The following is a 23,823-nucleotide window of genomic DNA, read 5'->3' on the forward strand; positions in this document are numbered from 1 at the left end:
ACCCATGCAACGTATCCGTATTGCCGAGCGCGCCCAGTGGCGCGCGCGCGCGGAGGAAGCCGGTTTCCGCTTCCACACCATCGACGGCCAGCCGTACTGGGATGAAAGCGCGTATTACGCGTTCACCCTGCGCCAGATCGAGCAGGACATCGAAGATCCCAGCGCCGAACTGCACCAGATGGCGATGGACCTGGTCGGCGATGTCATCGCCAGCGAGCGCCTGATGGACCAGCTGGCGATCCCCGCGCATTACCGCGACTGGATCGCCGACAGCTGGCGCCAGCGCCAGCCGCACCTGTACGGGCGCCTGGACCTGGCCTACGACGGCACCGGCCCGGCCAAGCTGTACGAACTGAACTACGACACGCCGACCTCGCTGTTCGAAGCCAGCTTCTTCCAGTGGCAGTGGCTGGAGGACCAGCGCAACGCCGGCCGCCTGCCGCAGCACGCCGACCAGTTCAACGCGATCCATGAAGCCCTGGTCGAACGCTTCGGCGAACTGGCCACGCAGCTGCCGCCGCCGCTGTATTTCAGTGCGGTGGGGAGCTCGGACGAAGACCGCGGTACGGTCGAGTATCTGCGCGACTGCGCTTCGCAGACGGGCCTGCACGGGCAGGCGATCGCCATCGAGGACATCGGCCTGTCCGAAGACGGGCGCTTCACCGCGCTGGACGATACGGTCATCGGCACGCTGTTCAAGCTGTACCCGCTGGAAGACCTGATGGCCGAGGAATTCGGTCGCGCGCTGCCGGGCTCGGGCGTGCAGCTGCTGGAACCGGCATGGAAGGCGGTGCTGAGCAACAAGGGCATCCTGCCGCTGCTGTGGCAGCGCAATGTCGGCCATCCGAACCTGCTGGAAGCACACTTCGATGACGGCAGCGCGCTGGCCTCGGGCTGGGTGCGCAAGCCGCTGTTCTCGCGCGAAGGTGCCAACATCGAGATGCACCTGGCCGACGGCAGCACGCAGCGCAGCGACGGTCCGTACGACGGTCCGGCGATCCTCCAGCGTGCGCATCCGCTCACCCGTTTCGAAGGCGGTTACCCGCTGATCGGCAGCTGGGTGATCGGCGACCACGCCTGCGGCATCGGCATCCGCGAGGACGACAGCGCGATCACCCGCGACAGTGCGCGCTTCGTGCCGCACGCGATCATCGACGAAGCGCCGACGCGGATCTACGTCTGATGGCGGTGCAACGCCCGCCCGGTCGGCGCGGGCGTCCTGCTCCCGTGCCGGGCCGTCACTTCGACGATGGTCGCGGCCTGAATGCGTTCGCCGACCGCATCGCGGTGCGCTGCCACCGCTGCGATACGCCGGGCTGGGTGCTGGCGAGCTGGCAGCCCTACCGTTGGACGGTGCGTTTCCGCTGCACCGGCTGCAGCGTTGCGCTGGACAGTGGCGACTGGGTGGGCGCGGTGTGCATGCAGGGGCGTCGGCCGTGCGGGTACTGCGGGCACCAATGGCTGTACGTGCATCGCCGGATCGCGTCGGGCGTTCGTTCGCCGGCCACCTTTCCCGCACGATGTGGGCAATGTGGGCGCAGCAGCGATGTCGACGTGTCGGCCACCCCGCTGCGCGATGCCGAGCCGGCTGATCCGCACTTCGGCCTGCCGCTGCATCTGGTCGAGCCGACCCGCGCAGGTCTGCTTTGGGCCTACAACGCCGAGCATCTGCAGGCGCTGCACGACTACGCCGCAGCTACGCTGCGTGAGCACGGCGGCGTACGCAACAGTTCGATGTTCTCGCGGCTGCCGCAGTGGATGAAGCTGGCGCGTCATCGCGTGCTGTTGCAGCGTGCGGTGGAGCGGCTGCAGAAGCGCTTGCTGCAGGGGTAGTGCCGGCCGCTGGCCGGCAACCGCTGTTGGTAGAGACCGGCCTTGGTCGGCGCCGTTGATTGTGTGCCAACCAAGGTTGGCATCTACCAAGGCGATGTGTCGGTAGCGCCGGGCCATGCCCGGCGAGCGCAGCGGTCCGACAGGTCAGAGCAGCCCTTCGCGCTTCACCGCCAGATAGCGCTCCACCAGCGCGGCGGGCAGGGCATCGGCCGTGACGTCCAGCACCATCACCCGTTCGGCACGCAGCGCGTCATGCGCCTGCGCGCGCTGTTGCAGGTACAGCGCGGCGGCACCGGCCTGCGCGGCATCTTCCACCGTGTGTACCTCACCTTCCAGCGCAGCATCCAGCTCGCGCTCGCGCAGGCTGGCTACGCACACCAGATGACGGCGCTGCAGCAGGCGCACCGCCGCAAGCAGGTCTTCGATGTCCTCGTCGCGCACGTTGCTGACCAGCATCACCAGCGCGCGCCGGGGCTGGCGCAGTGAGACTTCGGTGGCGGCAGCCAGATAATCGGTGGCCACGGCCTGCGGCTGCAGGTCGTAGCTGGCGCGCAACAGATGCTGCACCGTGTCCATGCCGCGCTGCGGCGCCACCCAGCGACGCTCGCCGCCTACCGCGAACAGGCCGGCAGCATCGCCTTGGCGCAATGCCAGGTAGGCCACCACCAGCGAGGCGTTCAAGGCATGGTCGAAATGCGAGAGTCCACCTTCGCTGGCCAGCATGCGCCGGCCGCTGTCGAGCATCAGCAGCAGCTGCTGGTTCTTCTCGTCCTGGTACTCGCGCGAGATCAGCTTGCGGGCGCGGGCGGTGGCCTTCCAGTCGAGCTGGCGCAGGCTGTCGCCGATGCGGTACTCGCGCATCTGGTGGAAGTCGGTGCCTTCGCCACGGCGGCGCTTCACATGTGCACCGACCAGTCGCGAGGCCTGGTCGGCACTGAACAGCGCAAATCGGGTGAGTGGCACGAAGTTGGGATAGACCCGCACCTCCAGCGCCGGTGGCAGCGTGCGTTGCTGCCACCACAACCGCCATGGCGAGCGGATGCGCAGCTGCACGCCTTCGAAGGCAAAGCGACCGCGCTGCTGCGGCTGCACGTGGTAATGCAGCGAACTGGCATGGCCCGCCCGCAACTGCACGCGTTGCGGCAGTGATTCCAGTGGCCAACCGCCTGGCACCAGATCGAATACCTGTACCTGCATGGCCTGCCCGGACTGCAGGCGCAGGCCGATCTCGCGGCGCACGCCCAGTGCCAGGGCCTCGGGCACGTCGCGCTCGACGCTGGGCGGTGGTCGTCGCCGCTGCCGCCACAGATCAACCAGTGCCACCACCGCAACCAGTGCGCCGGCCAGCGCCCAGCTCCAGCGTGGCAGCAGCCCGGCCAGCACCACGCCGCCCAGCGCAGCCCAGGCCAACAACAACGCCAGCAGCAGCGGCGCAGGCCTCATCGGCGCGGCGCTTCCACCTTGGCCAGCAGCGCACCCAGCACGTCGTCGGCACCCTGGCCTTCGATCTGCAGCTCCGGTGCCAATGCAATGCGGTGGCGCAGGGCAGGGCGGGCGATGTCGCGCACATCATCGGGGGTGACGAAGTCACGACCGGCCAGCACCGCCTGCGCGCGCGAGGCACGCACCAGGGCGATGCTGCCGCGTGGGCCGGCGCCGACGGCGATGCCCGGCCACTGCCGGGTGGCGGCGACGATGCGCACCGCGTAGTCGATCACTTCGTCATCCACGGTGATTGCCGCGGTGGCCTGCTGCAACGCCAACAGTTCGCCGGCACCGAGCACGCGCGGCACCTGGCTCAGGTCGAAATCACTGGCGGCACGGCCGCTGGTGATCGCCGCGACCATGCGCTTCTCGTCCTCCAGCTGCGGATAGTCGATCAGCACCTTCAGCAGGAAACGGTCCAGCTGCGCTTCCGGCAGCGGATAGGTGCCTTCCTGTTCCAGCGGGTTCTGCGTGGCCAGCGCCATGAACGGCGGTGCCAGGGTGAAGGCCTTGCCTTCGATGGTGACCTGGCCTTCCTGCATCACTTCCAGCAGCGCGGACTGGGTCTTGGCCGGGGCCCGGTTGATCTCGTCGGCCAGCAGCAGGTTGGTGAACACCGGGCCGCGACGGATCTTGAAGCTCTCGCTCTTCGGGTCGTACACCGCATGGCCGCTGACGTCGCTGGGCATCAGGTCGGGGGTGAACTGCACGCGGCCATAGTCCAGTTCCAGTGCCTGCGCCAGCGCGCGCACCAGCAGGGTCTTGCCGAGGCCGGGCACGCCTTCGATCAGCACGTGGCCACCGGCCAGCAGGGCGACCAGGATCTGGTCGAGCACATCGGCCTGGCCGATGAAGGCGTGGCCGACGGCCTGGCGGATGGCGTCGACGCGTTCGATCAGGCGGGCGGTGGCGGCCGCCGGAAGTTCAGGGGCATCGGTCATAGCAGGGATCTCATCTGGAGCAGCAAGCGGATGCGCTCGCGCAGGGCGGAGGAATCATGCGGCGAAGGCGGAGTGAGTGCACTGGCGACTCGACTGACGGGCCATTGCAACACTGCGGCGATGGCCTGGTCACGCGCAGCACCGTCGAGTGCGGCAGCCAAGGGCGCGCGCAGGCGCAAGCGGTGCAGGAACAGCGCCTGCACGGCCAGGTACAGGCGCGTGCCATGGCCGAAGCGCAGCAGCAGTTCGCCACTGGCGCGGACGTGTTCCAGCAACGAACGGCGTTCGACCACCGGCGCGGGCAGGGCACTGCCGAAGCGTTGCGCGCGTGACCACAGCCAGCCGAGGATCGCCAGCAGCAGCGGCACCCACAGCGGCCAGCCCTGGTAGAAGATGCGCGCGCCCAGCGAGGGCGGGCGGCTGCCGTATACCAGCCACATCGTGCCGCGCCCATAGTTGGGATCGAGCAGGTAGCGCGTCAGGTCGCGGTGCGAGAGGTCATGCAGGCCATCGCGGGCAACGGCATCGGCGTCGACAGGGCGGCGGCGTGTTGATGCGGACGGGCCTTCACCGCGCATGACGTCCATATCCGCCAGCACGTCGATGCGGCCCTTGCCATGCGGCAGGCGCGCGAACACCAGTCCTTCCTGGCCACCCCAGCGGCGCTCGGCCGTGGCGTTGGCCTGGAAGCCCAGGCTGAAGCGCCGACCGCCGCAGAACTCGACGTGGCTGGGATCATCCACCACGTGGAAGGGTTGGCAGTCGCTGCCATGGAACAGGCTGTCCACGCCGATCCTGTCCAGCAGGGGGCCCTGCGTGCTGCTGGCATCGTCCTCGGCCGGTGGCTGCGTGCGCAGCAGCAGATGGCCACCCGTGCCGACCCAGTCCAGCAGGGCCTGCGCAGTGCGCGGCGGCATGTCGGCGGTATCCTGCAGCAATACCACCGTATCGGTGGCGGCCAGTGGCATCTGTGCCAGGTCCAGCCGCTGCCGGGACTGCACCTCGATGCCGTCGGCGCGCAGCGCCTGGCCCAGCACATACAGCGGGTTGTAGCTGGCTTCGCCCTGCGGCGGCAGCACGATGGTCTCGGTCACCTTTTCGTGCGTGCGCAGGAACAGGATGGTCAGCGGCACCCCGAGCAGGACCAGCGCGCCGAGCAGCAACGACCAGAACAGGCGCGGGCTCATGCCTGCCACCCGTACTGCTGGCGCAGCGTGCTGGCCAACGCGTCGAAATCGCTGCGGGTAGGCAGGCGCCCGCCGTATGCGGCGTACTGCCACATGCGCACGATGCGCGCGAACAGTTCACGGTCGGTGCTGTCGGACATGCGCCGCGAGGCACGCAGGCACTGTGCTTCGGTGGCACCGGGCGGCAACGCGATGCCGGTGCGCTCCACCAGCGTGCGCACGCTGGCGCGATAGAGCAGCGCCAGTGCCTGCCGCGGCCGTCCCTGGTCCCACAGCAGCCCGGCCTGGGTCGCCACATCCGGCGGCAGCACCACCGGCATTTCCACCTGCTCTTCGGTAATCTGCGGTGCCTGCTTTTCCTTGCGGCGGCCGGAACCGCGCAACCACGGCAGCCACAGCCGCGCGGTCAACAGCAGCACCAGCAGCAGGACCCCCCACAGCCCCCACAGGCCCCATTCGGCGAGCCGGGCCAGCCACAACTGGCCGCTCTTGCGCGACGTACGGTCCGCGTTGCTGCTGCTGTCCTTCTGCAGCTCTTTCTTGTCTTTCTGCTTCTCGGCGGCGTCTTCGATCGGCTTCCATCGGCTGACCTGCCGCGTCGGCCGCTGCAGCGGATCTTCGTAGGCGCGGTTCACGGCCTGGCGGAAGCCAGCGGTATCCACCGGCGTGTCGCCGAAGATCAGCGCCGGTGTATTGGCCGGATCGTTTTCCGCAGTGGCCGCTTCTTCGGCTTCTTCAGCGTCTTCCGCTTCTGCGTCTTCATCGGCGCTGGCCGTGGTGGTCTGCGCGGCGTCCGGCGTGCCGGCGTCCTGTGCGTGCACGGGCGCCAACGGCAGCGCCAGGCACAACAGCAGCACCAACGAAGAGGCGACCGGCAGCAGGCGTTCGCGCAGGCGGCGCAGGGCGATTTCCACGTCCCAGGCTTCCATCTGCGTGCGTCGGTTCAAGTACAGGCCGAAGCCGGCGCCCACGTAGAACGGCCCGATCAGCGCCGCCGCCAGCCAGCACAACAGGTTGAGGCCAAGCTTGGCCCACGCAGGCGCCTCCACGCTGACCATCGCCCACGCTGCGCGCCAGGATTCGGGCAGCAGTTCCAGCGGGATGAAGATGAAGATAGTGGCGATCGCGCCCACCACCAGCACCAGTTCGAATGCCAGGCAGATCACCGCCAGCACCAGCGCAGGGCCCGCAGCGCCGGCAGCGACTGCACGCCGGCGTGGGCCACGCTGGGCGGGCGCATTGCCCTCCAGCAGATTGACCGGCAGGCACAGGCTGCGCAGGCCGCTGAAACGGCGCCAGCCCAGATAGCCCCAGAACCCGCTGCCGCCCCACTGCCGCTGTGCGCGCAGCGCATCGCGCGGGCCGACCCGTTCGCCGAAGATGCCGCGCGAGAGCACGTACAGCGGTGCGCCTTCGAACAACGGTTTGCACCACCACATCGCCAGCCACGCCCAGCCGAAGGCATCCAGCCACCAGGCCAGTGCATTGAACAGCACGAACAACGGTGCACTGGCCAGCAGCCAGCTGCCCCACACACCGCGTGCGTGGCGGCGGGCCAGCGCGCTGCCCAGCTCCATCGCTTCCCAGCTGCTGCGCGCGCGCAGCACCACGTCCAGGTGGTCAATCYGCATGGCCACCTCCGCGTCCACCGCGCCACAGCCACAGCAGTACGCCGGCCCACAGCACCCCGGCCACGCTGAACTTCACTGCAGCCGGAATGCCGGCGATGGAGGACCAGAACGCTTCCACGAACGCGGCCAGCAGCAGCATGAAGGCCACGCCCAGGCACAGCCGCGCGCCGATGCGCCCGCCTTCGACCAGCGCATCCAGGCGGCGCCGCCGCCCGGGAGCCAGCAGTTTCATGCCCAGCTGCAGGCCGGCGCCGCCGGCAATCACGATCGCGGTCAGCTCGAACGCACCGTGGCCGGCCACAAAGCGCCAGAACGGGCCGCCATGGCCGATGTGCTGCAGGTGGCCGGCTACCGCGCCGATGGTGATGCCGTTGAACAACAGCACCAGCAACGTGCCCAACCCCGCCAGCAGGCCGCTGGCGAAGGTGCGCAGGGCGATGCTGATGTTGTTCATGATGTAGTAGCCGAACATCATCCAGTCGGTGCCGCTGTCGCGGCCCAGGCGCTCGGCGGATGGATCGTACATGCGCTCCATCTCGGCGATCTGGCCGTTGTCCATCAGCAGGTGGATGCTGTCCGGGTACACCTGCACCAGCACGAAGCAGGCCAGCGCCGGCACTGCGAACATCGCCAGCGCTGCCCACATGCTGCGCGCTTGGCTGCGCACCAGCAGCGGAAAATCAGCAACCAGGAATTCCAGCGCGCGCCGCCAGCGGGTCGGCGGCGTGCGGTACAGCACGCCATGGCCGTGCTGCATCAACTGCTGCAGGCGTTGCACCAGCTGCGGGCTGTAGCCGCGTTCGCGGGCCAGCGCCAGCTGCTGGCACAGCCGTCGGTAACGCTGCGGGAAGCTGACATCGCCGGCTTCTTCCGCGCCCGGCCTGCGCCGACGCCGACGCGAGGCACCGGCGCGATGCTGCAGCCACTGCTCCAGGTCATGCCATTCCTGTTGATGGCGGGCGACGAACTGCTCCTGCTTCATCGTCGTCCCAGCAACCAGTTGGCCATTGCATACAGGCGCAGCACGCCGACCTGGCCGGACGCGCTGGTCAACGGCTCGGCGATGCCGGCCAGTTCCTGCTGGCGTGCGGGTGACAGGCGTGGCGCGCGCTCGGCGAAGGCCATCACCGCCGCCTGTTCCTCCGGCCGCAGCGGTTGCGGCGGCGCCAGCGCGCTGTCGATGGTGGCCGGCGGCGGCAGGTAATGCGGCGGTGCATGTACCACCATCGTGCCGGCAACCAGATCGCCCAGGCGGCGGCCATGCGGATCGAACAGGCTGCTGATCAGGCCCAGTGCGTAGCCGAAAGGCAGCATGTCCACGGTGCGCAGCAGGTTGCGGGTGATCGAGGCCATCCAGCCCACCGGTGCGCCATCCTGCGCGAGCACCCGCAGGCCCAGCACGCGCTTGCCGAGGGTACGGCCCCACAGCGCTTCGCAGACGATGGGGTAGGCCCACATCAGCAGGAACATCAGCGCCATGTACAGGCCGCGGCCGAACTCATCGAGCAGGGCCAGCGGAATGGACAGCGCGGTGAGCGCGCCGAAGCGGACGGCCAGGTCGATCAGCCAGGCCAGCGCACGCGGCATCGGGCCGGCCGCAGGCAACTGCAGCGGCACACCTTCCGGCGTTACCACCTCGCGGTAGGTATCGAGCATCGGCGCGGCCATCAGCGCGATGGCCGCCGAAGTGGGCGCTGGAGTCCTCTCCGGCGTGCAGCCACGGGCATGGGGGTCTCGACGGTTCCTGGTCGGGCCCAGACTTTAGCAGAGCCCGGCCATTGGCGAGGCGGCCTCAGCCCAGGTATTCGTCCTTCAGCCGCACGTAGTGGTCGGCCGAATAGTGCAGCGACTCGATCTCCTTGTCGCTGAGCGTGCGCGCCGGACGGGCAGGGTTGCCCACCCACAGCTCGCCCTCGCCCACCACCTTGCCGGGGCCGACCACCGCACCGGCACCGACGAAGCCATGGCGCTCGACCCGGGCACCGTCGAGGATGCACGCGCCCATGCCGATCAGGCTGTAATCGCCGATGCTGCAGGCGTGGATGATGCAGCCATGGCCGACGGTGACGCCTTCGCCGATCAGGGTCGGGTAGCCGGCCTTGTTGTACGGGCTGTGGTGGCTGACGTGGATGATCGTGCCGTCCTGCACGTTGGTGCGTGCACCGATGCGCACGAAATTGACGTCGCCACGGATGACCGTGCCCGGCCAGATCGATACGTCATCGGCCAGTTCGACATCACCGATGATCGTGCAGGCCGGATCGACATACACGCGCTGGCCGAGCACCGGCATCTTGTCGCGGAAGGGGCGCAGCGGGGTCATCGGCATCTCCGGAAGAGCAGGGCAATCGCGATGATGATACCGCGTGCAGCACGCAGCCCTGCCGGTAGTGCCGGCCGCTGGCCGGCAACCGCAGAGGTTCTGCCGAAGGTGTATCGGGTTGCCGGCCAGCGGCCGGCTGTACCCCTTAGTGCTGCGCGTGTTCGGCCAGCATCTGCCGGAACAGGGCATCCAGCCATGGACCATCGCCATGCCCGGCGGGCAACTGCGGAGCCTCGGCGCGCGTGGCCATTTCCTGGTCGATGTAGTCGCTGATGGCGATGATGCGGGGACCGGCCGTCACTTCGGCGCTGGCACGCTTAACCACCAGCAGCGCTTCGATCGCCCCGCGTACCGGGCCATCCGGCAGCAAACGCTCCAGCAGATGCTCGAATGCCATGGGCGGTGGGCTGGACTCGCTTTCGATCCACTGGCAGGCCAGCAGCGCGCGCAGCACGTACAGATACTTCTTGGTGCTGATGGCCCCGCCGCCGAGATGTCGGCTGTACGTGGTGCGCGCCATGCTCATGTAGTGCCACCAGCTGCCCAGCGGCGAGTAGAAGCGCTGGGCAGCCTCCCAGAGCTGCGCCACGGCAGCATCGTTCTGCTGGTAGATGATCGGCGAACGCAGCCATTCGATCAGCGTCGGGTTCGACTTGGATACCAGCCGCAGTGCCTTGCGCAAATCCCAGCCGCTGACGTCCAGCTCGTCGTCGATCGGCAGTTCGATCACATCGCGCTGCGCCTCGCCCGGGCCGGTGCTCTCGTTGACACTCAGGTACCAGGGCTGGCGGTGCACGTAGATGAAGCGTGCATCGTAGTCGCTGTCCGGCGACGAGAAACCCCAGCCGCGGCTGCCCGATTCGCAGGCCAGCAGCACGCGCACGTCGTGCGTGCGTTCGATGTCGGCCAGGGTGGCCAGGATGGCGGCGCGCTTGTCCGCCGCGATCGGATGGATGCCGTCCATGCAAGGAAGCTCCTGCTGTTGTTGCGTCGAGCCGATCGACTCTACAGGCAGCAGGCGGATACGTGTAGCGCCAGGCCATGCCCGGCGCACGCGATCATCGGGGCTATGCCACGCGTCCGCGCCGTGCGCGCTCCAGGTGCACCAGCAGCAGCGAGATCGCCGCCGGGGTCATGCCCGGAATGCGCTGGGCCTGGCCGATGGTCTGCGGACGCACCCGCTCGAGCTTCTGCAGCGCTTCGGCCGACAGCCCGCGCACGATGGCGTAGTCGAAATCGCCGGCAATCGGCGTTGCTTCATGGCGCTGCTGGCGCTCGATCTCCTCGCGCTGGCGATCCAGGTAACCGGCGTACTTCACCCCGATTTCCACCTGTTCGGCCACCTTGCCATCGGCCACGGCCGGGCCGAGCGAGGGCACCCGCATCAGTTGCGCGTAATCCAGTTCCGGGCGCTTGATCAGGTCCAGCACGTTGGTTTCGCGGCTGACCGCCACGCCCAGCGTTTCCTGCACTTCGCGGCCCAGCGCATTGGCCGGCGTGGCCCACAGCGCGCCCAGGCGCGTGCGCTCGGCGGCTACGGCAGCCTGCTTGGTTTCGAAGGCCCGCCAGCGACGATCATCGACCAGGCCCATGTCGCGGCCGGTCGGGGTCAGGCGCTGATCGGCGTTGTCTTCGCGCAGCTGCAGGCGGTACTCGGCGCGGCTGGTGAACATGCGGTACGGCTCGTTGGTGCCGTGGGTGATCAGGTCATCCACCAGCACGCCGAGGTAGGCTTCGTCGCGACGCGGGCACCAGCCCTCGAGGCCACGCACCTGGCGAGCGGCGTTGAGGCCGGCCAGCAGGCCCTGTGCGGCAGCTTCTTCATAACCGGTGGTGCCGTTGATCTGGCCGGCGAAGAACAGGCCGTTGACCAGCTTGGTTTCCAGCGAAGCCTTCAGCCCGCGTGGATCGAAGAAGTCGTACTCGATGGCATAGCCGGGGCGGGTGATGTGCGCGTTCTGGAAACCACGGATGCTGCGCACCATCTCCAGCTGCACGTCGAACGGCAGCGAGGTGGAAATGCCGTTGGGATAGATCTCGACGATGCCCAGGCCTTCGGGCTCGACGAAGATCTGGTGGCTGGCCTTCTCGGCAAAGCGCACCACCTTGTCCTCGATGGAGGGGCAGTAGCGCGGGCCGATGCCTTCGATCTGGCCGCTGTACAGCGGCGAACGGTGCAGGGCGTCGCGGATGATCTGGTGGGTCTGCTCGCTGGTGTGGGTGATCCAGCAGCTGACCTGCTGCGGATGCTCATCCACCGAGCCGAGGAAGGACATCACCGGGCGCGGCGTGTCGCCGGGCTGCTCGTCCATCACGCTGTAGTCCAGCGAACGGCCGTCGATGCGCGGTGGCGTGCCGGTCTTCAGGCGGTCCACCTGGAACGGCCGCTCGCGCAGGCGTGCAGCCAGCGTGGTGGCGGGCGGATCGCCCATGCGGCCGGCTGCGTACTGGGTCGGGCCGACGTGGATCTTGCCGGCCAGGAAGGTGCCGGCGGTCAGCACCACGGCCTCGGCATCGAAACGCAGGCCGGTCTGGGTGATGACCCCGCGCACGTGGTCGCCCTCGATGACCAGGTCATCCACCGCCGCCTGGAACACGGTCAGGTTGGCCTGGCCCTCGACGATGGCGCGGATCGCCATGCGGTACAGGTTGCGGTCGGCCTGGCAGCGGGTGGCGCGCACGGCCGGGCCCTTCGAGGCGTTGAGGGTGCGCCACTGGATGCCGGCGCGGTCGGCGGCATGCGCCATCGCACCGCCGAGGGCGTCGATTTCCTTGACCAGATGGCCCTTGCCGATACCACCGATGGCCGGGTTGCAGCTCATCGCTCCCACCGTTTCGATGTTGTGGGTCAGCAACAGGGTGCGCACGCCGGTACGGGCCGCAGCCAGCGCGGCCTCGGTGCCGGCGTGGCCACCGCCGATGACGATGACGTCGTAACGATGGAAGGAGTCGATCATGGGGGCTGTTCAGCAAGGGGCAGGCGCAGCCGGAGACGGCGCCGGGGTGGCGATTTTAGCGCCAATCGGGGCAGGGACGTTGGCGCCGGCCGGCCGGCGTCGAAATCAACCCTAAAGTTGGCAGGATTTTTGCAGATAACCCAATAGCACCCACCGTGGCTGGCGCCGCGGGCGCTGGTGACCGGAATTGGAACAGGGGCCGGTACAGGCGCACGGTGGGGAAGCAGAGGGGCCGGCAGTCGGGGGACTGTCCGGCCCTGTTTTTTGGGGCGGCTGGGAACGCGGCATCCACGCATGGCGTGGATCTAGTGTCCCGCGCGCCCTGGTGTCCCAAACAACAAACGGCCCCGCAGTGCGGGGCCGTTCGTCTTTAAAGGTGCCGACATCCGACAGGGCCGGAACAGGGGGGATCCAGATGTTCCTGTCGGATATCGACGTAGAGCTGTTTGGGACGGGCCCTTAACGCTTTTGTCACTTTGTGACGCTGGCCGTCACCACCTGCGTAGATTGAGGCTTGGACCGTGTGAAATGCAAGATGGAACAAGCGTCAACTGTGCGCTATCTCTCACGATCCATGGCACGCCAGGGGGAACTGTTCATCCTCGGCGCACGCGGAGCCGGAGCCGGACGCGCCTGCGGCGGCGGCGAGGGGCGCTCGACCCGCTGTGCAGGCTGCGGCGGTCGACGCATCGAATCCATGTTGCGCCAGGGCGAGCCGCCATTGTTCTGGCGCGGCGGCGGTGGCGGGCGGTTTTCGCCGCCGTTGCCGGGACGCGGTGGCGGGCGGTGGTTGTGGTGCGGCGGGCGGTAGATCGGCCGCTGGTAGTAAGGGCCGCCATAGCCGTAATAGCCACCGCCGCCGTAATACGGATAGCCGTAGTCGGCCGGGTAGCCATAGGGGTAGCGGTACTCCACCGACGGCGCACCGTGGTAGTAGCCACCGCCGCGGCCACCGACATAGTCATAGGTGGTGCAACCGGTCAGGGCCAGCAGCAGGCCACCGGCAAGCATCAGGCGCGTTTTCATGATGGGTCCCCCCAGAGGACGGGTATGCAGGCAGCTTCAGCCGCCGGCGTTGAATCAGCCCTTAATTCCGCCGGCCAGGATGAATGGCGGTGTAGGCATGCATGCTGGCATGACCGATGGCGCCCTCGCCAGCGCGGGGCCATACGTTAATCTTGCGTCATGAGCGATTCACTGTTGCCCCGCGCTGATGACGTCCTCGCCGCCGCCGCGCGGATCGCGCCCCATGCCAGCGTGACCCCGGTGCTGCGCTCGCGCACGCTGGATGCGTTGGCCGGTGCGCAACTGGCGTTCAAGGCCGAGCACCTGCAGCGCGGCGGCGCGTTCAAGTTCCGCGGTGCGTGCAATGCGGTGTGGTCGCTGGATGCCGATCACGCCGGTGCCGGTGTGGTGACCCATTCCTCCGGCAATCACGGTGCCGCTTTGGCGCTGGCTGCCCGCACACGGGGCATTCCCTGCCATGTGGTGGTGCCGGAAGGGGCCGTGGCCGCCAAGCTGGCCAATATCGCCCGGCATGGCGCCACCCTCTGGCGCTGCCCGGCCACCATTGCCGACCGCGAGGCCACCTGCGCCAAGGTGCAGGCCGATACCGGCGCCACTCTGGTCCATCCGTACACCAACCCCGCGGTGATCGCCGGGCAGGGCACGGCCGCGCTGGAGCTGCTGCACAGCGAGGGGCCGTTCGACGTGCTGGTGGTGCCGGTGGGCGGTGGTGGCCTGGCCAGTGGCACTGCGTTGGCCCTGCAGCACGCCAGCCCGGGCACGCGGCTGGTGCTGGCCGAGCCGGCCGGTGCCGACGACACCGCCCGTTCGCTGGCGACCGGCAAGCGCCAGGAGGCATTTACCCCGGACACGATCTGCGACGGACTGCGCACGCTGATCGGCGCACCCAACTTCGCGCTGCTGCAGGCGGCGGGCGCCGAGGTCATCGTGGTTGACGATGCCGCCACCGTGGCGGCGATGCGCCTGCTGTGGGACGTGCTCAAGCAGGTGGTCGAGCCATCCTCGGCGATCGTGCTGGCAGCGGTGCTTGCGCAGCCTGCGCGCTTCGCCGGCCTGCGCGTTGGACTGGTGCTGTCCGGCGGCAATGTCGATCTGCCTGCCCTGCGTTGGGGAGCGCCATGAGCCGCGGCCGCCATCGCGAACGTACCGGCCTGCTCGGTTGGGTGTGGCGGTTGTTCGTACTGCTGGTGATCTGGCTGCTGGGCGTGACCGCCTGGATCGTCTGGGTCGGCGAGCGCGACCAGGCGGCCAAGGCGGACGCGATCATCGTGCTGGGTGCGGCGGCCTACGATGCCAAGCCCTCGCCGGTGTTTGAAGAGCGCATCCGCCACGGCCTGGATCTGTACGACGCCGGCTACGCGCCACTGCTGATCTTTACCGGAGGCTACGGCGGCACCGGTGCGCGCTTCTCGGAATCGCAGGTGGCCCGGCGCTATGCGCTCAAGCACGGCATTCCCGATGAGGCGATCCTCATCGAGACCGCCTCGCGCAATACCGTGCAGAACCTGGTCGAGGCCAAGCGGCTGATGGACCAGCGCAAGCTGCATTCGGTGATCATCGTCAGCGACCCGCTGCACATGGCGCGCGCGCTGCGCCTGAGCAAGGCGCTGGGCATCCAGGCGTTGGCCTCGTCCACGCCCAGCACGCGCTTCCGCAGCTTCCATACCAGCTGGCGTTTCCTGGTGCAGGAGATCTACTTCTTCCACCGCGACCTGGTACGGCCGCCGTTGAGTTCACCGGCCAATACCTGAGCGGCTGCCGCTGCGCTCGCCGGGCATGGCCCGGCGCTACCCATAACGCGCGCCTGGCCGGGACCTGCTTTTGGTAGTTGCCGACCTTGGTCGGCACGGGAAGCACAGCGCCGACCAAGGTCGGCATCTACCAGTGCGGATCGCGTGCCGACATCAGGTCTGCTTGCGCCGGATCGGGATCGCCGACACCGGCACGGAAGCAATGTCATGCCCACCTTCGCGGATCGGCGCGCCCGGATCCGGCGCCCAGGCATGGGCGTAGATTACTTCCCAGCTGCTGGGCAGCTTGCCATCGGCACGGCGCATCGGTTCGTACGCCGCCGCTGCCGCCGCGAACCGCCCCCGGCCGGTCAACGTATGGCGGCGATCGACCCGTGCGTTGGTCGCGCCCATCGCGCGCAGCTCGCGCATCAACGAGGGCAGGTCGTCGTAGGTCAGGGTGAACAGGTCGCGGTCCAGAACTGGATCACGGAAGCCGGCCATCATCAGCGCATCGCCGAACTGGGCGATCTGCGCGAAGCGGCTCACGTGCGGGCGGTCGTCGGCGGCGGCGAAGGCCTCGTTGAGCTCGACCAGCGTTTCCGGCCCGAACGTCGAACACACCAGCAACCCACCGGGCTTGAGCACACGGCGGAAACCGGCGAACACCGCCGGCAGGTCGTCCACCCACTGCAGGCACAGGTTGCTGAAGATCACATCGACGCTGTTGTCGGCCAACGGCAGCGCCGTGGCATCGGCGGCCAGGCGCTGGAACGGCTTCCACCAGCCGGCCTGGCGCTTGGCCTGGTCGAGCATCGGCAGTGCCACGTCCAGCGCGATCACCTGCGCCTTCGGCCAGCGCTTCTTCATCAGCGCACTGGCATGGCCGGTGCCGGCACCGATATCCAGCACCACCTCCGGCTTGCGTGCCTCCAGGTAGTCCAGCGATTCCAGCAGCCGCGACTGCACCTCGCGCTGCAGGGCGGCGGCAGCGTCGTAGCTGGTGGCGGCGCGGGCGAAGGCGCGGCGGACATGGCGGGCATCGAAGTGGGACGGCATTGCAGAAGTCTCTTAGAACGTACCGGGGTAGGCGCCGCCGTCGATCAGCAGGTTCTGCCCGGTGAGGTAACCGGCCTGTGCACTGCACAGGAAGGCGCAGGCGGCGCCGAATTCATCCGGCGTGCCGAAACGGCCGGCGGGAATCTGCTGGCGGCGGCGTTCGGCCACCGCCTGCACGTCCCCGTCCTGGCCGGCGGCGTGGGCGAAGTTGGCGCGCAGGCGGTCGGTATCGAACTGGCCGGGCAGCAGATTGTTGATCGTGACGTTGTGGACGACGGTGCGCCGCGCCAGCCCGGCGACGAAGCCGGTCAGGCCGCTGCGCGCGCCGTTGGACAGCGCCAGCGCGTCGATGGGTGCCTTCACCGATGACGAGGTGATGTTGACGATGCGGCCGAAGCCGCGCTCGATCATCGCGTCCACGGTGGCGCGGATCAGCGCGATCGGCGCCAGCATGTTGGCGTCCAGCGCGGCGATCCAGTCGTCGCGCTCGAACGTGCGGAAGTCGCCCGGCGGCGGGCCGCCGGCGTTGGTCACCAGGATGTCGACCTGCGGGCAGGCGGCCAGCGCCTGGGCGCGGCCCGCCTCGGTGGTGACGTCGGCGGCGATCGCCCGCACTCCAGCGGCACCGGGCAGCGTACGCAGTTCTTCAGCCGCGGCCTGCAGCGCAGCGTCACCGCGGGCGACGATGACCACGTTCACGCCTTCGCGCACCAATGCGCGCGCGCAGCCAAGGCCAAGCCCCTTGCTGGCGCCGCAGACCAGTGCCCAGCGGCCGGAAATGCCCAGATCCATGCGTCAGTCCTGCACAAGCTTAGGAAGGCTCATTGTCCGCCATCGGCCGGTGACAGGCCGGCAATGAAGTGTTGCAGGGCGGCTGCAACGTCATCGGCGTGGCCGAGGAAGGGGGCGTGGCCGCCATGACCCACGGTCAACGACTGCCCCCCGGGCGCCAGCGCGGCAGCGGCCTGCATCGCCGCCGGCGAGACCAGACGGTCACGCTGGCCGGCAATCCACAGGCTGGGCTTGCCCAGTGCGGGCAGGGCACCGCGCAGGTCGGTGTTCTCCAGCAGCTGCAGGCCCTCGTGCAGTGCGCGTTCGGTGGGCGCTCCGCGTTCGACCAGGCGCTGCCGCAGCGTGCGCAGTTCCTCGCGGGCATGCGCCGAACCCATCACGTCCAGTGCCAGGAAACGTTCCAGGGTGCCACTGAAGTCCTGCGCGAGGTCACGACCGAACTGCTCGAATACCGATGGCTCCGCCGCATGCGGCCAGTCATCGCCGCGCACGAAGCGCGGCGTGGCGGCGATCATCGCCAGACCGCGCACCTTCGGCAGCGTGGCCGCCGCGTGCAGCGCGAACAGACCGCCCAGTGACCAACCGCACCACACCGCTGGCGGCGTGGCCGCGGCAATGGCATTGACCACGAACGGCAGGCGCAGCGGGGTGCTGTCATCGCGGCTGTGGCCATGGCCGGGCAGGTCGACCAGATGCAGCGTGAATCGATCGGCCAGGCGCTGCACCAGCGGCGCAAACACGCCGCCCTGCAGGGCCCAGCCGTGGATCAGTACCAGGTCCGGCCCATGGCCGGTCACTTCAATATGCATGGGGAACTACACGATCACTCAGGCCAGCGCCGGTAACGACGGCGGCAGCACTTCGCGCGCGGCAAAGGCCACGCGGTCGCGTGCAACGGCGATGGCTTCGACCAGGCCGCGTACCTGCTCGGTGGTGTGCAGCGCGGACAAGGTGACGCGCAGGCGCGCCTTGCCTTCCGGCACGGTCGGTGGGCGGATCGCGCCGACCAGCCAGCCGGCCTGCTCCAGCGCCTGCGACATCGCCATGGCAGTGTGGTCGTCGCCACACAACAGCGGCTGGATCGGCGTTTCCGATGCCATCAGATCCAGCCCATGACGTCGCGCTTCGCTGCGGAACAGGGCAATCAGATCGGCCAGCTTCGCCCGCCGCCAATGATCGCGGCGGGCCAGGCGCACCGCTTCCAGTGCGGATGCCGCCAGCGCCGGCGCCATGGCGGTGGTGTAGATGTAGGGGCGTGCGGTTTCGGCCAGGTGCTCGATCAGGTCTTCGCGGCCGAGCACCAGCGCGCCGGAACCGCCGAGCGCCTTGCCCAGGGTGACCAGCTGCAGCGGCACATCGTCCACGCCCAGGCCGGCGGTGGCGACCGCGCCACGACCATCGCCGAGCACGCCCACGCCATGCGCATCGTCCACGTAGAACAGCGCCTGCTGCAGGCGCGCGACCAGCGACAGCGCACGCAGCGGCGCGATATCGCCATCCATGCTGAAGACACCGTCGGTAGCCAGCATCGCTGCGCCATCGGGCGCATGCTTGAGTTGGCGCATCGCACCTTCCGCGTCCAGGTGCGGGTAGCGGCGCAGGCGCGCGCCGGCCAGCCGGGTAGCATCGAGCAGACTGGCGTGGTTGAGCTTGTCCTGCACGCAGACATCGTTCTCTTCGCCCAGCAGCGCCTGCTGCACGGCCAGGTTGGCGGTGAAGCCACTGCCGAACAGCAAGGCACGCGGGTAACCGAGCCACTCGGCCACTTCGCGTTCCAATGCGTCGTGCAGCGCGTGGTGGCCGCAGACCAGATGCGAGGCACCGGCACCGGCGCCTTCGCGCGCAGCGGCATCCTGCAGTGCGTTGACCACGCTGAACTGCTGGGCCAGGCCCAGGTAATCGTTGCTGCAGAAGCCTGTCAGCCAGCGCCCATCGACTTCCAGGCGCACGCCATCGCGACGGGTGACCGTGCGCCGCGGGCGGCGACGGCCTTGTGCATCGCGCAACGCGCGCTGGGCTTGGAGGCGGGCGGTCAGGTCGGGGCGTGCCATGGCGGCTGGATGCGGCGACGGGGCGGCTAGGGTAGCGCGTTGCCGCGACGCCTGCTTGGCCGCCGGCTCAGGCCGCGTGGGCGCAGCCGCAGCCGGGGCCATCGGCGCTGATATCGGCATGCACGGTGCCGCCATGGTCATGACCGTCGGCGTCCACCTGCACCGCCATCGGCTGCAGGCCCAGGCGTGCGAACAAGGCCATGTCGCGCTCGCTCTCCGGGTTGCCGGTGGTCAGCAGCTTGTCGCCATGGAAGATGGAGTTGGCGCCGGCGAGGAAGCACAGCGCCTGCAGCTCGTCACTCATCGCCTCGCGGCCGGCCGACAGCCGCACCATCGAATGCGGCATGGCGATGCGGGCCACGGCGATCATGCGCACGAACTCGAACGGGTCCAGCTCGGCACTGCCATGCAGCGGCGTGCCGGCCACCTGCACCAGCTTGTTGATCGGCACCGAATCGGGATGCGCCGGCAAGGTGGCCAGCGCCAGCAGCAGGCCGACCCGCTGCGCGCGTGTTTCACCCATGCCAACGATGCCGCCGCAGCAGGTCTTCAACCCCGCATCGCGCACATGGCCCAGCGTATCCAGGCGATCCTGGTACTGCCGGGTGTGGATGATCGACTCGTAGTAGTCCGGCGCGGTATCGAGGTTGTGGTTGTAGTAGTCCAGGCCGGCGTCCTTCAACGCGCGCGCCTGCTCGCCACTGAGCATGCCCAGCGTGGCGCAGGTTTCCAGGCCCAGCGCTTTCACCCCGGCGATCATTGCTGCCACCTTGGGGATGTCGCGGTCCTTCGGCGAACGCCACGCTGCACCCATGCAGAAACGCGAGGCACCGGCCGCTTTGGCTTGGCGGGCCTTGGCCAGCACCGCATCGGTGTCCATCAGCTTCTGTGCGTTGACCCCGGTGCTGTAGCGCTGCGCCTGCGGGCAGTACGCGCAGTCTTCCGGGCAGCCACCGGTCTTCACCGACAACAGCGTGGAGACCTGCACCTGGGCCGGGTCGAAATGCTCGCGGTGGACGGCGGCGGCGCGGAACAGCAGTTCCGGGAAGGGCAGGTCGAACAGCGCCTGCAGTTCGTCGTGGTGCCAGTCGTGGCGGATGGCGGTTGCCATGGCGGGACCTTGGAAGGGCTGGAGCGAGGGCGCAGTCTGGGTGGGGTTGGGAACGCTGTCAACTATTAATATAAAATAGTGGTTTACAGGAAGTCGTCGCCCGCGTCAGTTGCAGCGGTGCTAAGTTCGCCGCTACGCATGGAATGTGAGAATCGGCATGGACACGCACAAGAACGCCGCAACCCTTCGCAACGCTGTGCTGTGCAGCCTGGCTGATCTGCCCGATGGAGGCTTGCGCGTGGTAATGGATGACCTGCGGAAATCGGACACCGCCGGTATGTGGCAGCACCGCACGTTCGTTACGTTCAAGGACTATCCACCAGGCATGCTTGCCGACCCGGTAGGCCTGTCCGAAGCGGAGTTGGCAGACTTTGGCTTCTTCGTGCTGGTCCGCCTGCTGGCTGTAAATGGCCGGCTGGCTGACACTGACGACGCGCCGGACTGCGATGCGCACCTCACCAACGAACAGCGGCACCGCATCGCAGCGCTGACCGAGGAGGACGTCGCGCGGATCGATCAGCAGCTGCTTTCCCACTGTGACGGTCAGTTCCGCAAAGTCGCCTATATCGTGGGCACGGCGATGTCGTTGGATCCCGAACGTCCGCCGGGAATTCCAGAGGTGTTCTACGCAGGGCGTGTGCGCAAGCTGGTCGAGCGTGGCGCGCTGCAGGCTGCCGGCGACCTGTCGCGCATGCGCTACAGCGAAGTGCGCCGGGTCAGCTCTGCTTGAAGACGGTTCTCTGCCCGATCGCGCTGGACTTTCGAACGTCGGACCGGCCCAACCCGGGAATCAGGAAATCGGCAGGGCTGCGGCCATGCTTGGTCTTCTCGGCAAGCCAGCGCGGCATCCGGCCGCGGCCCGACCACGTATTGCGCTTGTTGTCCGGGTCGCGGTACTTGGCCGCCACCTTGCCCGCCTTGCGCCGTGTGGCAGGTTTGCGGACCGGTGCAGCGGCCTCGGCGGGCGCGGCCCCGATCAGCTCTTCAATCGTGTAGCCGCACTGCGCGGCGAAGGCGATCAGCTTGCGACGGACAACGGCCACGGGGCGGCGGCTGGCAACCAGCGCCCTCCGCTGCTCGGCAGCAGTCACAAGGGCGTTCAGTTCGCGCAGGCTCAGGTGTTCGACGTCGATTGTCATGCCGCGAAGGGTCCGGACATCCCGGCAGCCTGTCAAGCAGCGGACGGGTATCTCAGCCTGGGCAACCAGTCCCCCAGCCGGGCTGCCACCAGGCATCTGGCCACCAGTGTGGGTAGGCCCAGGGCGTCCAGCATGCTGCTGACGCTGTGGGGTATGTTGTTGAAAGGCGGCGGACCCAGCCGCTACCTTGTCGAGTACTTTTACTTTATCGATGCCGCTGAGCGTGGAACGAGACCAGACCGGAAACATGCCCACAACTGACCGAAAGCTCCTGGTGCTCGATCTCGATGAAACGCTGGTTCATGCCAGTGCGCGTCAGTTGCACCGTCCTGCTGACACTCAAGTGGTGGGCTATCACGTCTACAAGCGGCCCTACGTTGACGACTTCCTGGATTTCGCATTCGCGCACTTCAACGTAGGGGTGTGGACATCTTCCGGCAGTCTGTATGCCGAGCCACTGGTGGCATGGTTGATGCCAGGGCGCACGCTGGAGTTCCTGTGGTCGTCCCAGCGTTGCAGTACTGCGCGTGATTGGGAGACCGGTGGCTACACCAGCCAGAAGCGCCTGGCCAAACTGAAACGTCTAGGCTTTGCGCTGGAGCAGATGATCGGCATTGACGACACTCCCAGCAAGTACGCCAAGAACTACGGAAATCTGATACAGGTGCGGGAGTTCACTGGTGATGGTTGCGACGATGAATTGCTTCATCTTTCTCGATATCTGGATGTACTGCGCGCGCAGCCCAACATCCGGACCGTGGAGAAGCGCCGTTGGCGAGAGCGCATGATGGAGTGAATCGGCAGGATCATTGATTCACCCGCTTCCAGTGTCGTTTGCGGAAGTGTCACGCTGCGCACACCACCGCACTCCTGTGCGCGGTGCCCGCAGCGGGCCCCCTTTCTGGTTTCACCAACGTCTCTGCGCTTTCGTATGAAGCGGACGACCAGCAATGTTGAAGGGACGAGTGGGCGGGTTCTTCGCCGATTCAATGGTGCTGGCCGACGTTCCTTCCAGTACGATTCCGCGAACGTTCGCAAGCGCAAGGATGCCTTCGATGTCGACCGCTCAGCACTCTCGAATGATCAACGCTGCAGCCAGAACGGTGCTGCGCCCTCTGGGCTGCGTGCAGAAGGGACGCTCCAGAATCTGGATCGACGACCAGGTATGGTGGATCGGCGTGGTTGAATTCCAGCCCTCTTCGGGACGGAAGGGAAGCTATCTGAATGTTGGAGCGTGCTGGCTCTGGCATGAGAAGGACTTCCTTTCATTCGACGCCGGGCACAGAGTGGGAACCTTCCACGAATTCATCGACGAGGAGCAGTTCTCGGCGGAGGCCACGCTGCTGGCCAGGCGTGCAGCGCAGGAAGTCCTTGCGCTGCGCGATCGCTTCCCCTCGATCGCCCACGCGCTGGCGTGGACTACTGCCAATGCATCGCCCGCGCTATGGAACACGTACCACTCGGCGGTGTTGGCGGGGTTGGCGGGTGAGGTCGAACGCAGTGGGTTGCTGTTTACAGAAGTGATCGCCGATCCAAATGACGTGCCATGGGCCGTTGAGCTGAAGCAGAGGGTTGTCGGGCTGCTGCATTGCCTGGAGTCAGGGGCTGGCTTTGAACAGGAGATCGCGGCCACGGTCGGGCGAACGCGTATCGCGCTGGGACTGCCTGCCTGCCAGCGTGCAGCCAACGGGATCGAGTTTTGAGGGGAATTCACGGTGGTCGATCCGCTGCGTGCGGCTGACCCCCGGTGAGCCCAAGCCAGCCACGTCCAGCCTTGGGCTGCCGCCGCCAGGAGCAGGACAAGCCCATGCGTGGTTGCACCGTCCTGAAGGTATTGGCCATCCTGGCGTGGGCGAGTGCTGACCGGGGAGCTGGGGGGCTCCCCATCGTCATATCGCCCTGATCAGGAACAAGCGGAAGTCTGTTCCTTCTGACCCGGCTGGGATGCTGCACGCCATGCCCATCCTTGCAAGATTCCGTTCCCAGAATGCGTGCGCCACATGATCCTTGCGGAATGTGGCCAGCAGCCATTCTCCCGCCGTTGGCCGCACAAGCTCTGCGACCACTGCGGACGCGATGCCTTTGCCCCGATGCCTTGGAAGGATGAACAGATCGGCCAACTCTGGCAGGCGCCGCCCCTGGAAGTCGACTTCATCCACCTGGACGAATCCACACAGCTGGCCATCGAGCCAGAGCAGACGGGTCCACTCCGGCTCTTCCTGCAGGCGGGCCCGGACATCGGCAAGTGTGCAGTCGTAGAGACCATCGGCAAGGATCTCCTCACCACTCCAGGCAGAGGCTTCGAAGTAGTACAGCTGCATCAATCTGAAGACCACATCTGCGTCCTGCGCAGTTGCTTTGACCAGCGTCAGTCCGTCCATGCAGTAGAGGTCCATCCAGGGCAACCGCGCCCATCCTGATGATAGCTGGCGCAGGATCGGCCAGTAGTGGTTCTGCAGTTCCGGCCGTACGTGGATGGAAGCGCGCGGTAGCAGGTGCGATGCAGGTCTACGGCCTGGCAAGGTGCAGCCCCCATCGGCCAACGCTCCCTGTACTGA

Annotated in this window: 24 protein-coding genes; 7 read left to right on the forward strand and 17 right to left on the reverse strand. The window is 67.7% G+C overall.

Translation table 11 applies throughout. From position 1 onward, the window contains the following. The first annotated feature begins 4 nt into the window (after positions 1-4). Complete coding sequence (locus AC1DCU_RS06295; protein ID WP_025877526.1) at positions 5-1,183, forward strand: glutathionylspermidine synthase family protein; 1,179 nt, start codon at positions 5-7, stop codon at positions 1,181-1,183. Continuing rightward, positions 1,183-1,833 (forward strand): hypothetical protein, encoded by a 651-nt coding sequence (locus AC1DCU_RS06300; RefSeq protein ID WP_442251317.1) that lies wholly within the window; start codon positions 1,183-1,185, stop codon positions 1,831-1,833. The genes AC1DCU_RS06295 and AC1DCU_RS06300 overlap by 1 nt, the downstream gene beginning before the upstream one ends. Before the next feature lie 144 nt (positions 1,834-1,977). On the opposite strand, the gene AC1DCU_RS06305 is transcribed toward AC1DCU_RS06300, so the two are convergent. The 10 genes from AC1DCU_RS06305 to AC1DCU_RS06350 all read right to left on the reverse strand — a co-directional run bounded on the left by AC1DCU_RS06305 (position 1,978) and on the right by AC1DCU_RS06350 (position 13,383). Further along, entirely contained in the window at positions 1,978-3,276 is a 1,299-nt protein-coding gene (locus AC1DCU_RS06305; protein ID WP_442251318.1) for a DUF58 domain-containing protein, read from the reverse strand. Continuing rightward, the gene (locus tag AC1DCU_RS06310; RefSeq protein ID WP_025877520.1) at positions 3,273-4,259 is read right to left on the reverse strand and encodes an AAA family ATPase; all 987 of its coding nucleotides are present in this window, start codon (positions 4,257-4,259) and stop codon (positions 3,273-3,275) included. Before AC1DCU_RS06310 ends, AC1DCU_RS06305 begins: the two co-directional genes overlap by 4 nt. After that, on the reverse strand, positions 4,256-5,446 hold the full coding sequence (locus tag AC1DCU_RS06315; protein WP_442251319.1) for a DUF4350 domain-containing protein: 1,191 nt from the start codon (positions 5,444-5,446) through the stop codon (positions 4,256-4,258). The genes AC1DCU_RS06310 and AC1DCU_RS06315 overlap by 4 nt, the downstream gene beginning before the upstream one ends. Beyond that, positions 5,443-7,077: a DUF4129 domain-containing protein gene (locus AC1DCU_RS06320; protein WP_478014143.1), complete on the reverse strand. Its 1,635-nt coding sequence runs from the start codon at positions 7,075-7,077 to the stop codon at positions 5,443-5,445. The genes AC1DCU_RS06315 and AC1DCU_RS06320 overlap by 4 nt, the downstream gene beginning before the upstream one ends. After that, the gene (locus tag AC1DCU_RS06325; protein ID WP_312964866.1) at positions 7,067-8,059 is read right to left on the reverse strand and encodes a stage II sporulation protein M; all 993 of its coding nucleotides are present in this window, start codon (positions 8,057-8,059) and stop codon (positions 7,067-7,069) included. Before AC1DCU_RS06325 ends, AC1DCU_RS06320 begins: the two co-directional genes overlap by 11 nt. Further along, positions 8,056-8,745: an RDD family protein gene (locus AC1DCU_RS06330; protein WP_032976856.1), complete on the reverse strand. Its 690-nt coding sequence runs from the start codon at positions 8,743-8,745 to the stop codon at positions 8,056-8,058. Before AC1DCU_RS06330 ends, AC1DCU_RS06325 begins: the two co-directional genes overlap by 4 nt. A gap of 124 nt (positions 8,746-8,869) precedes the next feature. Next, positions 8,870-9,400, reverse strand: a complete 531-nt coding sequence (locus AC1DCU_RS06335) for a gamma carbonic anhydrase family protein (protein WP_059065523.1) — start codon at positions 9,398-9,400, stop codon at positions 8,870-8,872. 145 nt (positions 9,401-9,545) lie between these two features. Beyond that, positions 9,546-10,364, reverse strand: a complete 819-nt coding sequence (locus AC1DCU_RS06340) for a nucleotidyltransferase domain-containing protein (RefSeq protein ID WP_478013578.1) — start codon at positions 10,362-10,364, stop codon at positions 9,546-9,548. Positions 10,365-10,467: 103 nt separating this feature from the next. Beyond that, a complete protein-coding gene (mnmG, locus tag AC1DCU_RS06345; RefSeq protein ID WP_025877509.1) occupies positions 10,468-12,357 on the reverse strand; it encodes a tRNA uridine-5-carboxymethylaminomethyl(34) synthesis enzyme MnmG in 1,890 nt (629 codons plus the stop codon). A gap of 558 nt (positions 12,358-12,915) precedes the next feature. Next, on the reverse strand, positions 12,916-13,383 hold the full coding sequence (locus AC1DCU_RS06350; protein ID WP_032952020.1) for a hypothetical protein: 468 nt from the start codon (positions 13,381-13,383) through the stop codon (positions 12,916-12,918). A 159-nt stretch (positions 13,384-13,542) separates the two neighbouring features. Here AC1DCU_RS06350 and AC1DCU_RS06355 point away from each other — a divergent pair, with 159 nt between their 5' ends. Continuing rightward, positions 13,543-14,505: a pyridoxal-phosphate dependent enzyme gene (locus AC1DCU_RS06355; protein ID WP_025877505.1), complete on the forward strand. Its 963-nt coding sequence runs from the start codon at positions 13,543-13,545 to the stop codon at positions 14,503-14,505. Continuing rightward, positions 14,502-15,134: a YdcF family protein gene (locus tag AC1DCU_RS06360; protein WP_025877503.1), complete on the forward strand. Its 633-nt coding sequence runs from the start codon at positions 14,502-14,504 to the stop codon at positions 15,132-15,134. The genes AC1DCU_RS06355 and AC1DCU_RS06360 overlap by 4 nt, the downstream gene beginning before the upstream one ends. 153 nt (positions 15,135-15,287) lie before the next feature. On the opposite strand, the gene bioC is transcribed toward AC1DCU_RS06360, so the two are convergent. The 5 genes from bioC to bioB all read right to left on the reverse strand — a co-directional run bounded on the left by bioC (position 15,288) and on the right by bioB (position 20,126). Then, on the reverse strand, positions 15,288-16,172 hold the full coding sequence (gene bioC, locus AC1DCU_RS06365) for a malonyl-ACP O-methyltransferase BioC (protein WP_025877501.1): 885 nt from the start codon (positions 16,170-16,172) through the stop codon (positions 15,288-15,290). Between the two features lie 12 nt (positions 16,173-16,184). Next, positions 16,185-16,964: an SDR family oxidoreductase gene (locus AC1DCU_RS06370; protein ID WP_032976861.1), complete on the reverse strand. Its 780-nt coding sequence runs from the start codon at positions 16,962-16,964 to the stop codon at positions 16,185-16,187. 29 nt (positions 16,965-16,993) lie between these two features. Next, entirely contained in the window at positions 16,994-17,773 is a 780-nt protein-coding gene (gene bioH, locus AC1DCU_RS06375) for a pimeloyl-ACP methyl ester esterase BioH (protein ID WP_032976862.1), read from the reverse strand. An 18-nt stretch (positions 17,774-17,791) separates the two neighbouring features. Beyond that, complete coding sequence (bioF, locus tag AC1DCU_RS06380; protein ID WP_032976863.1) at positions 17,792-19,015, reverse strand: 8-amino-7-oxononanoate synthase; 1,224 nt, start codon at positions 19,013-19,015, stop codon at positions 17,792-17,794. A 67-nt stretch (positions 19,016-19,082) separates the two neighbouring features. Continuing rightward, the gene (gene bioB / locus AC1DCU_RS06385; RefSeq protein WP_059065508.1) at positions 19,083-20,126 is read right to left on the reverse strand and encodes a biotin synthase BioB; all 1,044 of its coding nucleotides are present in this window, start codon (positions 20,124-20,126) and stop codon (positions 19,083-19,085) included. Between the two features lie 157 nt (positions 20,127-20,283). On the opposite strand from bioB, the gene AC1DCU_RS06390 reads away from it, so the two are divergent. After that, positions 20,284-20,856 carry a DUF3658 domain-containing protein gene (locus AC1DCU_RS06390; RefSeq protein WP_032976865.1) on the forward strand — a complete coding sequence of 191 codons (573 nt, stop codon included), beginning with the start codon at positions 20,284-20,286 and terminating at the stop codon, positions 20,854-20,856. Here the strand turns inward: AC1DCU_RS06390 and AC1DCU_RS06395 are convergent. Next, a complete protein-coding gene (locus tag AC1DCU_RS06395; RefSeq protein WP_032976866.1) occupies positions 20,843-21,265 on the reverse strand; it encodes an H-NS histone family protein in 423 nt (140 codons plus the stop codon). The genes AC1DCU_RS06390 and AC1DCU_RS06395 overlap by 14 nt on opposite strands. A gap of 274 nt (positions 21,266-21,539) precedes the next feature. On the opposite strand from AC1DCU_RS06395, the gene AC1DCU_RS06400 reads away from it, so the two are divergent. Together AC1DCU_RS06400 and AC1DCU_RS06405 are read left to right on the forward strand one after the other, a co-directional pair. Continuing rightward, positions 21,540-22,061, forward strand: a complete 522-nt coding sequence (locus tag AC1DCU_RS06400) for an HAD family hydrolase (protein WP_157804433.1) — start codon at positions 21,540-21,542, stop codon at positions 22,059-22,061. Positions 22,062-22,320: 259 nt separating this feature from the next. Beyond that, on the forward strand, positions 22,321-22,968 hold the full coding sequence (locus AC1DCU_RS06405; RefSeq protein WP_235189966.1) for a DUF4304 domain-containing protein: 648 nt from the start codon (positions 22,321-22,323) through the stop codon (positions 22,966-22,968). Positions 22,969-23,154: 186 nt separating this feature from the next. On the opposite strand, the gene AC1DCU_RS06410 is transcribed toward AC1DCU_RS06405, so the two are convergent. Continuing rightward, entirely contained in the window at positions 23,155-23,646 is a 492-nt protein-coding gene (locus tag AC1DCU_RS06410; RefSeq protein ID WP_161763245.1) for a GNAT family N-acetyltransferase, read from the reverse strand. Positions 23,647-23,823: the final 177 nt, after the last annotated feature.

It is taken from the genome of Stenotrophomonas sp. 10L48, assembly GCF_056395105.1.

What these genes read in the sequence shown, in the direction of transcription:
- mnmG (WP_025877509.1), bottom strand. Translation starts at nt 12,357, where the DNA reads ATGATCGACTCCTTCCATCGTTACGACGTCATCGTCATCGGCGGTGGC.
- AC1DCU_RS06305 (WP_442251318.1), bottom strand. Translation starts at nt 3,276, where the DNA reads ATGAGGCCTGCGCCGCTGCTGCTGGCGTTGTTGTTGGCCTGGGCTGCG.
- AC1DCU_RS06410 (WP_161763245.1), bottom strand. Translation starts at nt 23,646, where the DNA reads ATGGACGGACTGACGCTGGTCAAAGCAACTGCGCAGGACGCAGATGTG.
- AC1DCU_RS06340 (WP_478013578.1), bottom strand. Translation starts at nt 10,364, where the DNA reads ATGGACGGCATCCATCCGATCGCGGCGGACAAGCGCGCCGCCATCCTG.
- AC1DCU_RS06335 (WP_059065523.1), bottom strand. Translation starts at nt 9,400, where the DNA reads ATGACCCCGCTGCGCCCCTTCCGCGACAAGATGCCGGTGCTCGGCCAG.
- AC1DCU_RS06395 (WP_032976866.1), bottom strand. Translation starts at nt 21,265, where the DNA reads ATGACAATCGACGTCGAACACCTGAGCCTGCGCGAACTGAACGCCCTT.
- AC1DCU_RS06315 (WP_442251319.1), bottom strand. Translation starts at nt 5,446, where the DNA reads ATGAGCCCGCGCCTGTTCTGGTCGTTGCTGCTCGGCGCGCTGGTCCTG.
- AC1DCU_RS06405 (WP_235189966.1), top strand. Translation starts at nt 22,321, where the DNA reads ATGTCGACCGCTCAGCACTCTCGAATGATCAACGCTGCAGCCAGAACG.
- bioB (WP_059065508.1), bottom strand. Translation starts at nt 20,126, where the DNA reads ATGGCAACCGCCATCCGCCACGACTGGCACCACGACGAACTGCAGGCG.
- AC1DCU_RS06295 (WP_025877526.1), top strand. Translation starts at nt 5, where the DNA reads ATGCAACGTATCCGTATTGCCGAGCGCGCCCAGTGGCGCGCGCGCGCG.
- bioF (WP_032976863.1), bottom strand. Translation starts at nt 19,015, where the DNA reads ATGGCACGCCCCGACCTGACCGCCCGCCTCCAAGCCCAGCGCGCGTTG.
- AC1DCU_RS06310 (WP_025877520.1), bottom strand. Translation starts at nt 4,259, where the DNA reads ATGACCGATGCCCCTGAACTTCCGGCGGCCGCCACCGCCCGCCTGATC.
- AC1DCU_RS06360 (WP_025877503.1), top strand. Translation starts at nt 14,502, where the DNA reads ATGAGCCGCGGCCGCCATCGCGAACGTACCGGCCTGCTCGGTTGGGTG.
- AC1DCU_RS06390 (WP_032976865.1), top strand. Translation starts at nt 20,284, where the DNA reads ATGGACACGCACAAGAACGCCGCAACCCTTCGCAACGCTGTGCTGTGC.
- AC1DCU_RS06350 (WP_032952020.1), bottom strand. Translation starts at nt 13,383, where the DNA reads ATGAAAACGCGCCTGATGCTTGCCGGTGGCCTGCTGCTGGCCCTGACC.
- AC1DCU_RS06330 (WP_032976856.1), bottom strand. Translation starts at nt 8,745, where the DNA reads ATGGCCGCGCCGATGCTCGATACCTACCGCGAGGTGGTAACGCCGGAA.
- AC1DCU_RS06300 (WP_442251317.1), top strand. Translation starts at nt 1,183, where the DNA reads ATGGCGGTGCAACGCCCGCCCGGTCGGCGCGGGCGTCCTGCTCCCGTG.
- AC1DCU_RS06370 (WP_032976861.1), bottom strand. Translation starts at nt 16,964, where the DNA reads ATGGATCTGGGCATTTCCGGCCGCTGGGCACTGGTCTGCGGCGCCAGC.
- AC1DCU_RS06355 (WP_025877505.1), top strand. Translation starts at nt 13,543, where the DNA reads ATGAGCGATTCACTGTTGCCCCGCGCTGATGACGTCCTCGCCGCCGCC.
- bioC (WP_025877501.1), bottom strand. Translation starts at nt 16,172, where the DNA reads ATGCCGTCCCACTTCGATGCCCGCCATGTCCGCCGCGCCTTCGCCCGC.
- bioH (WP_032976862.1), bottom strand. Translation starts at nt 17,773, where the DNA reads ATGCATATTGAAGTGACCGGCCATGGGCCGGACCTGGTACTGATCCAC.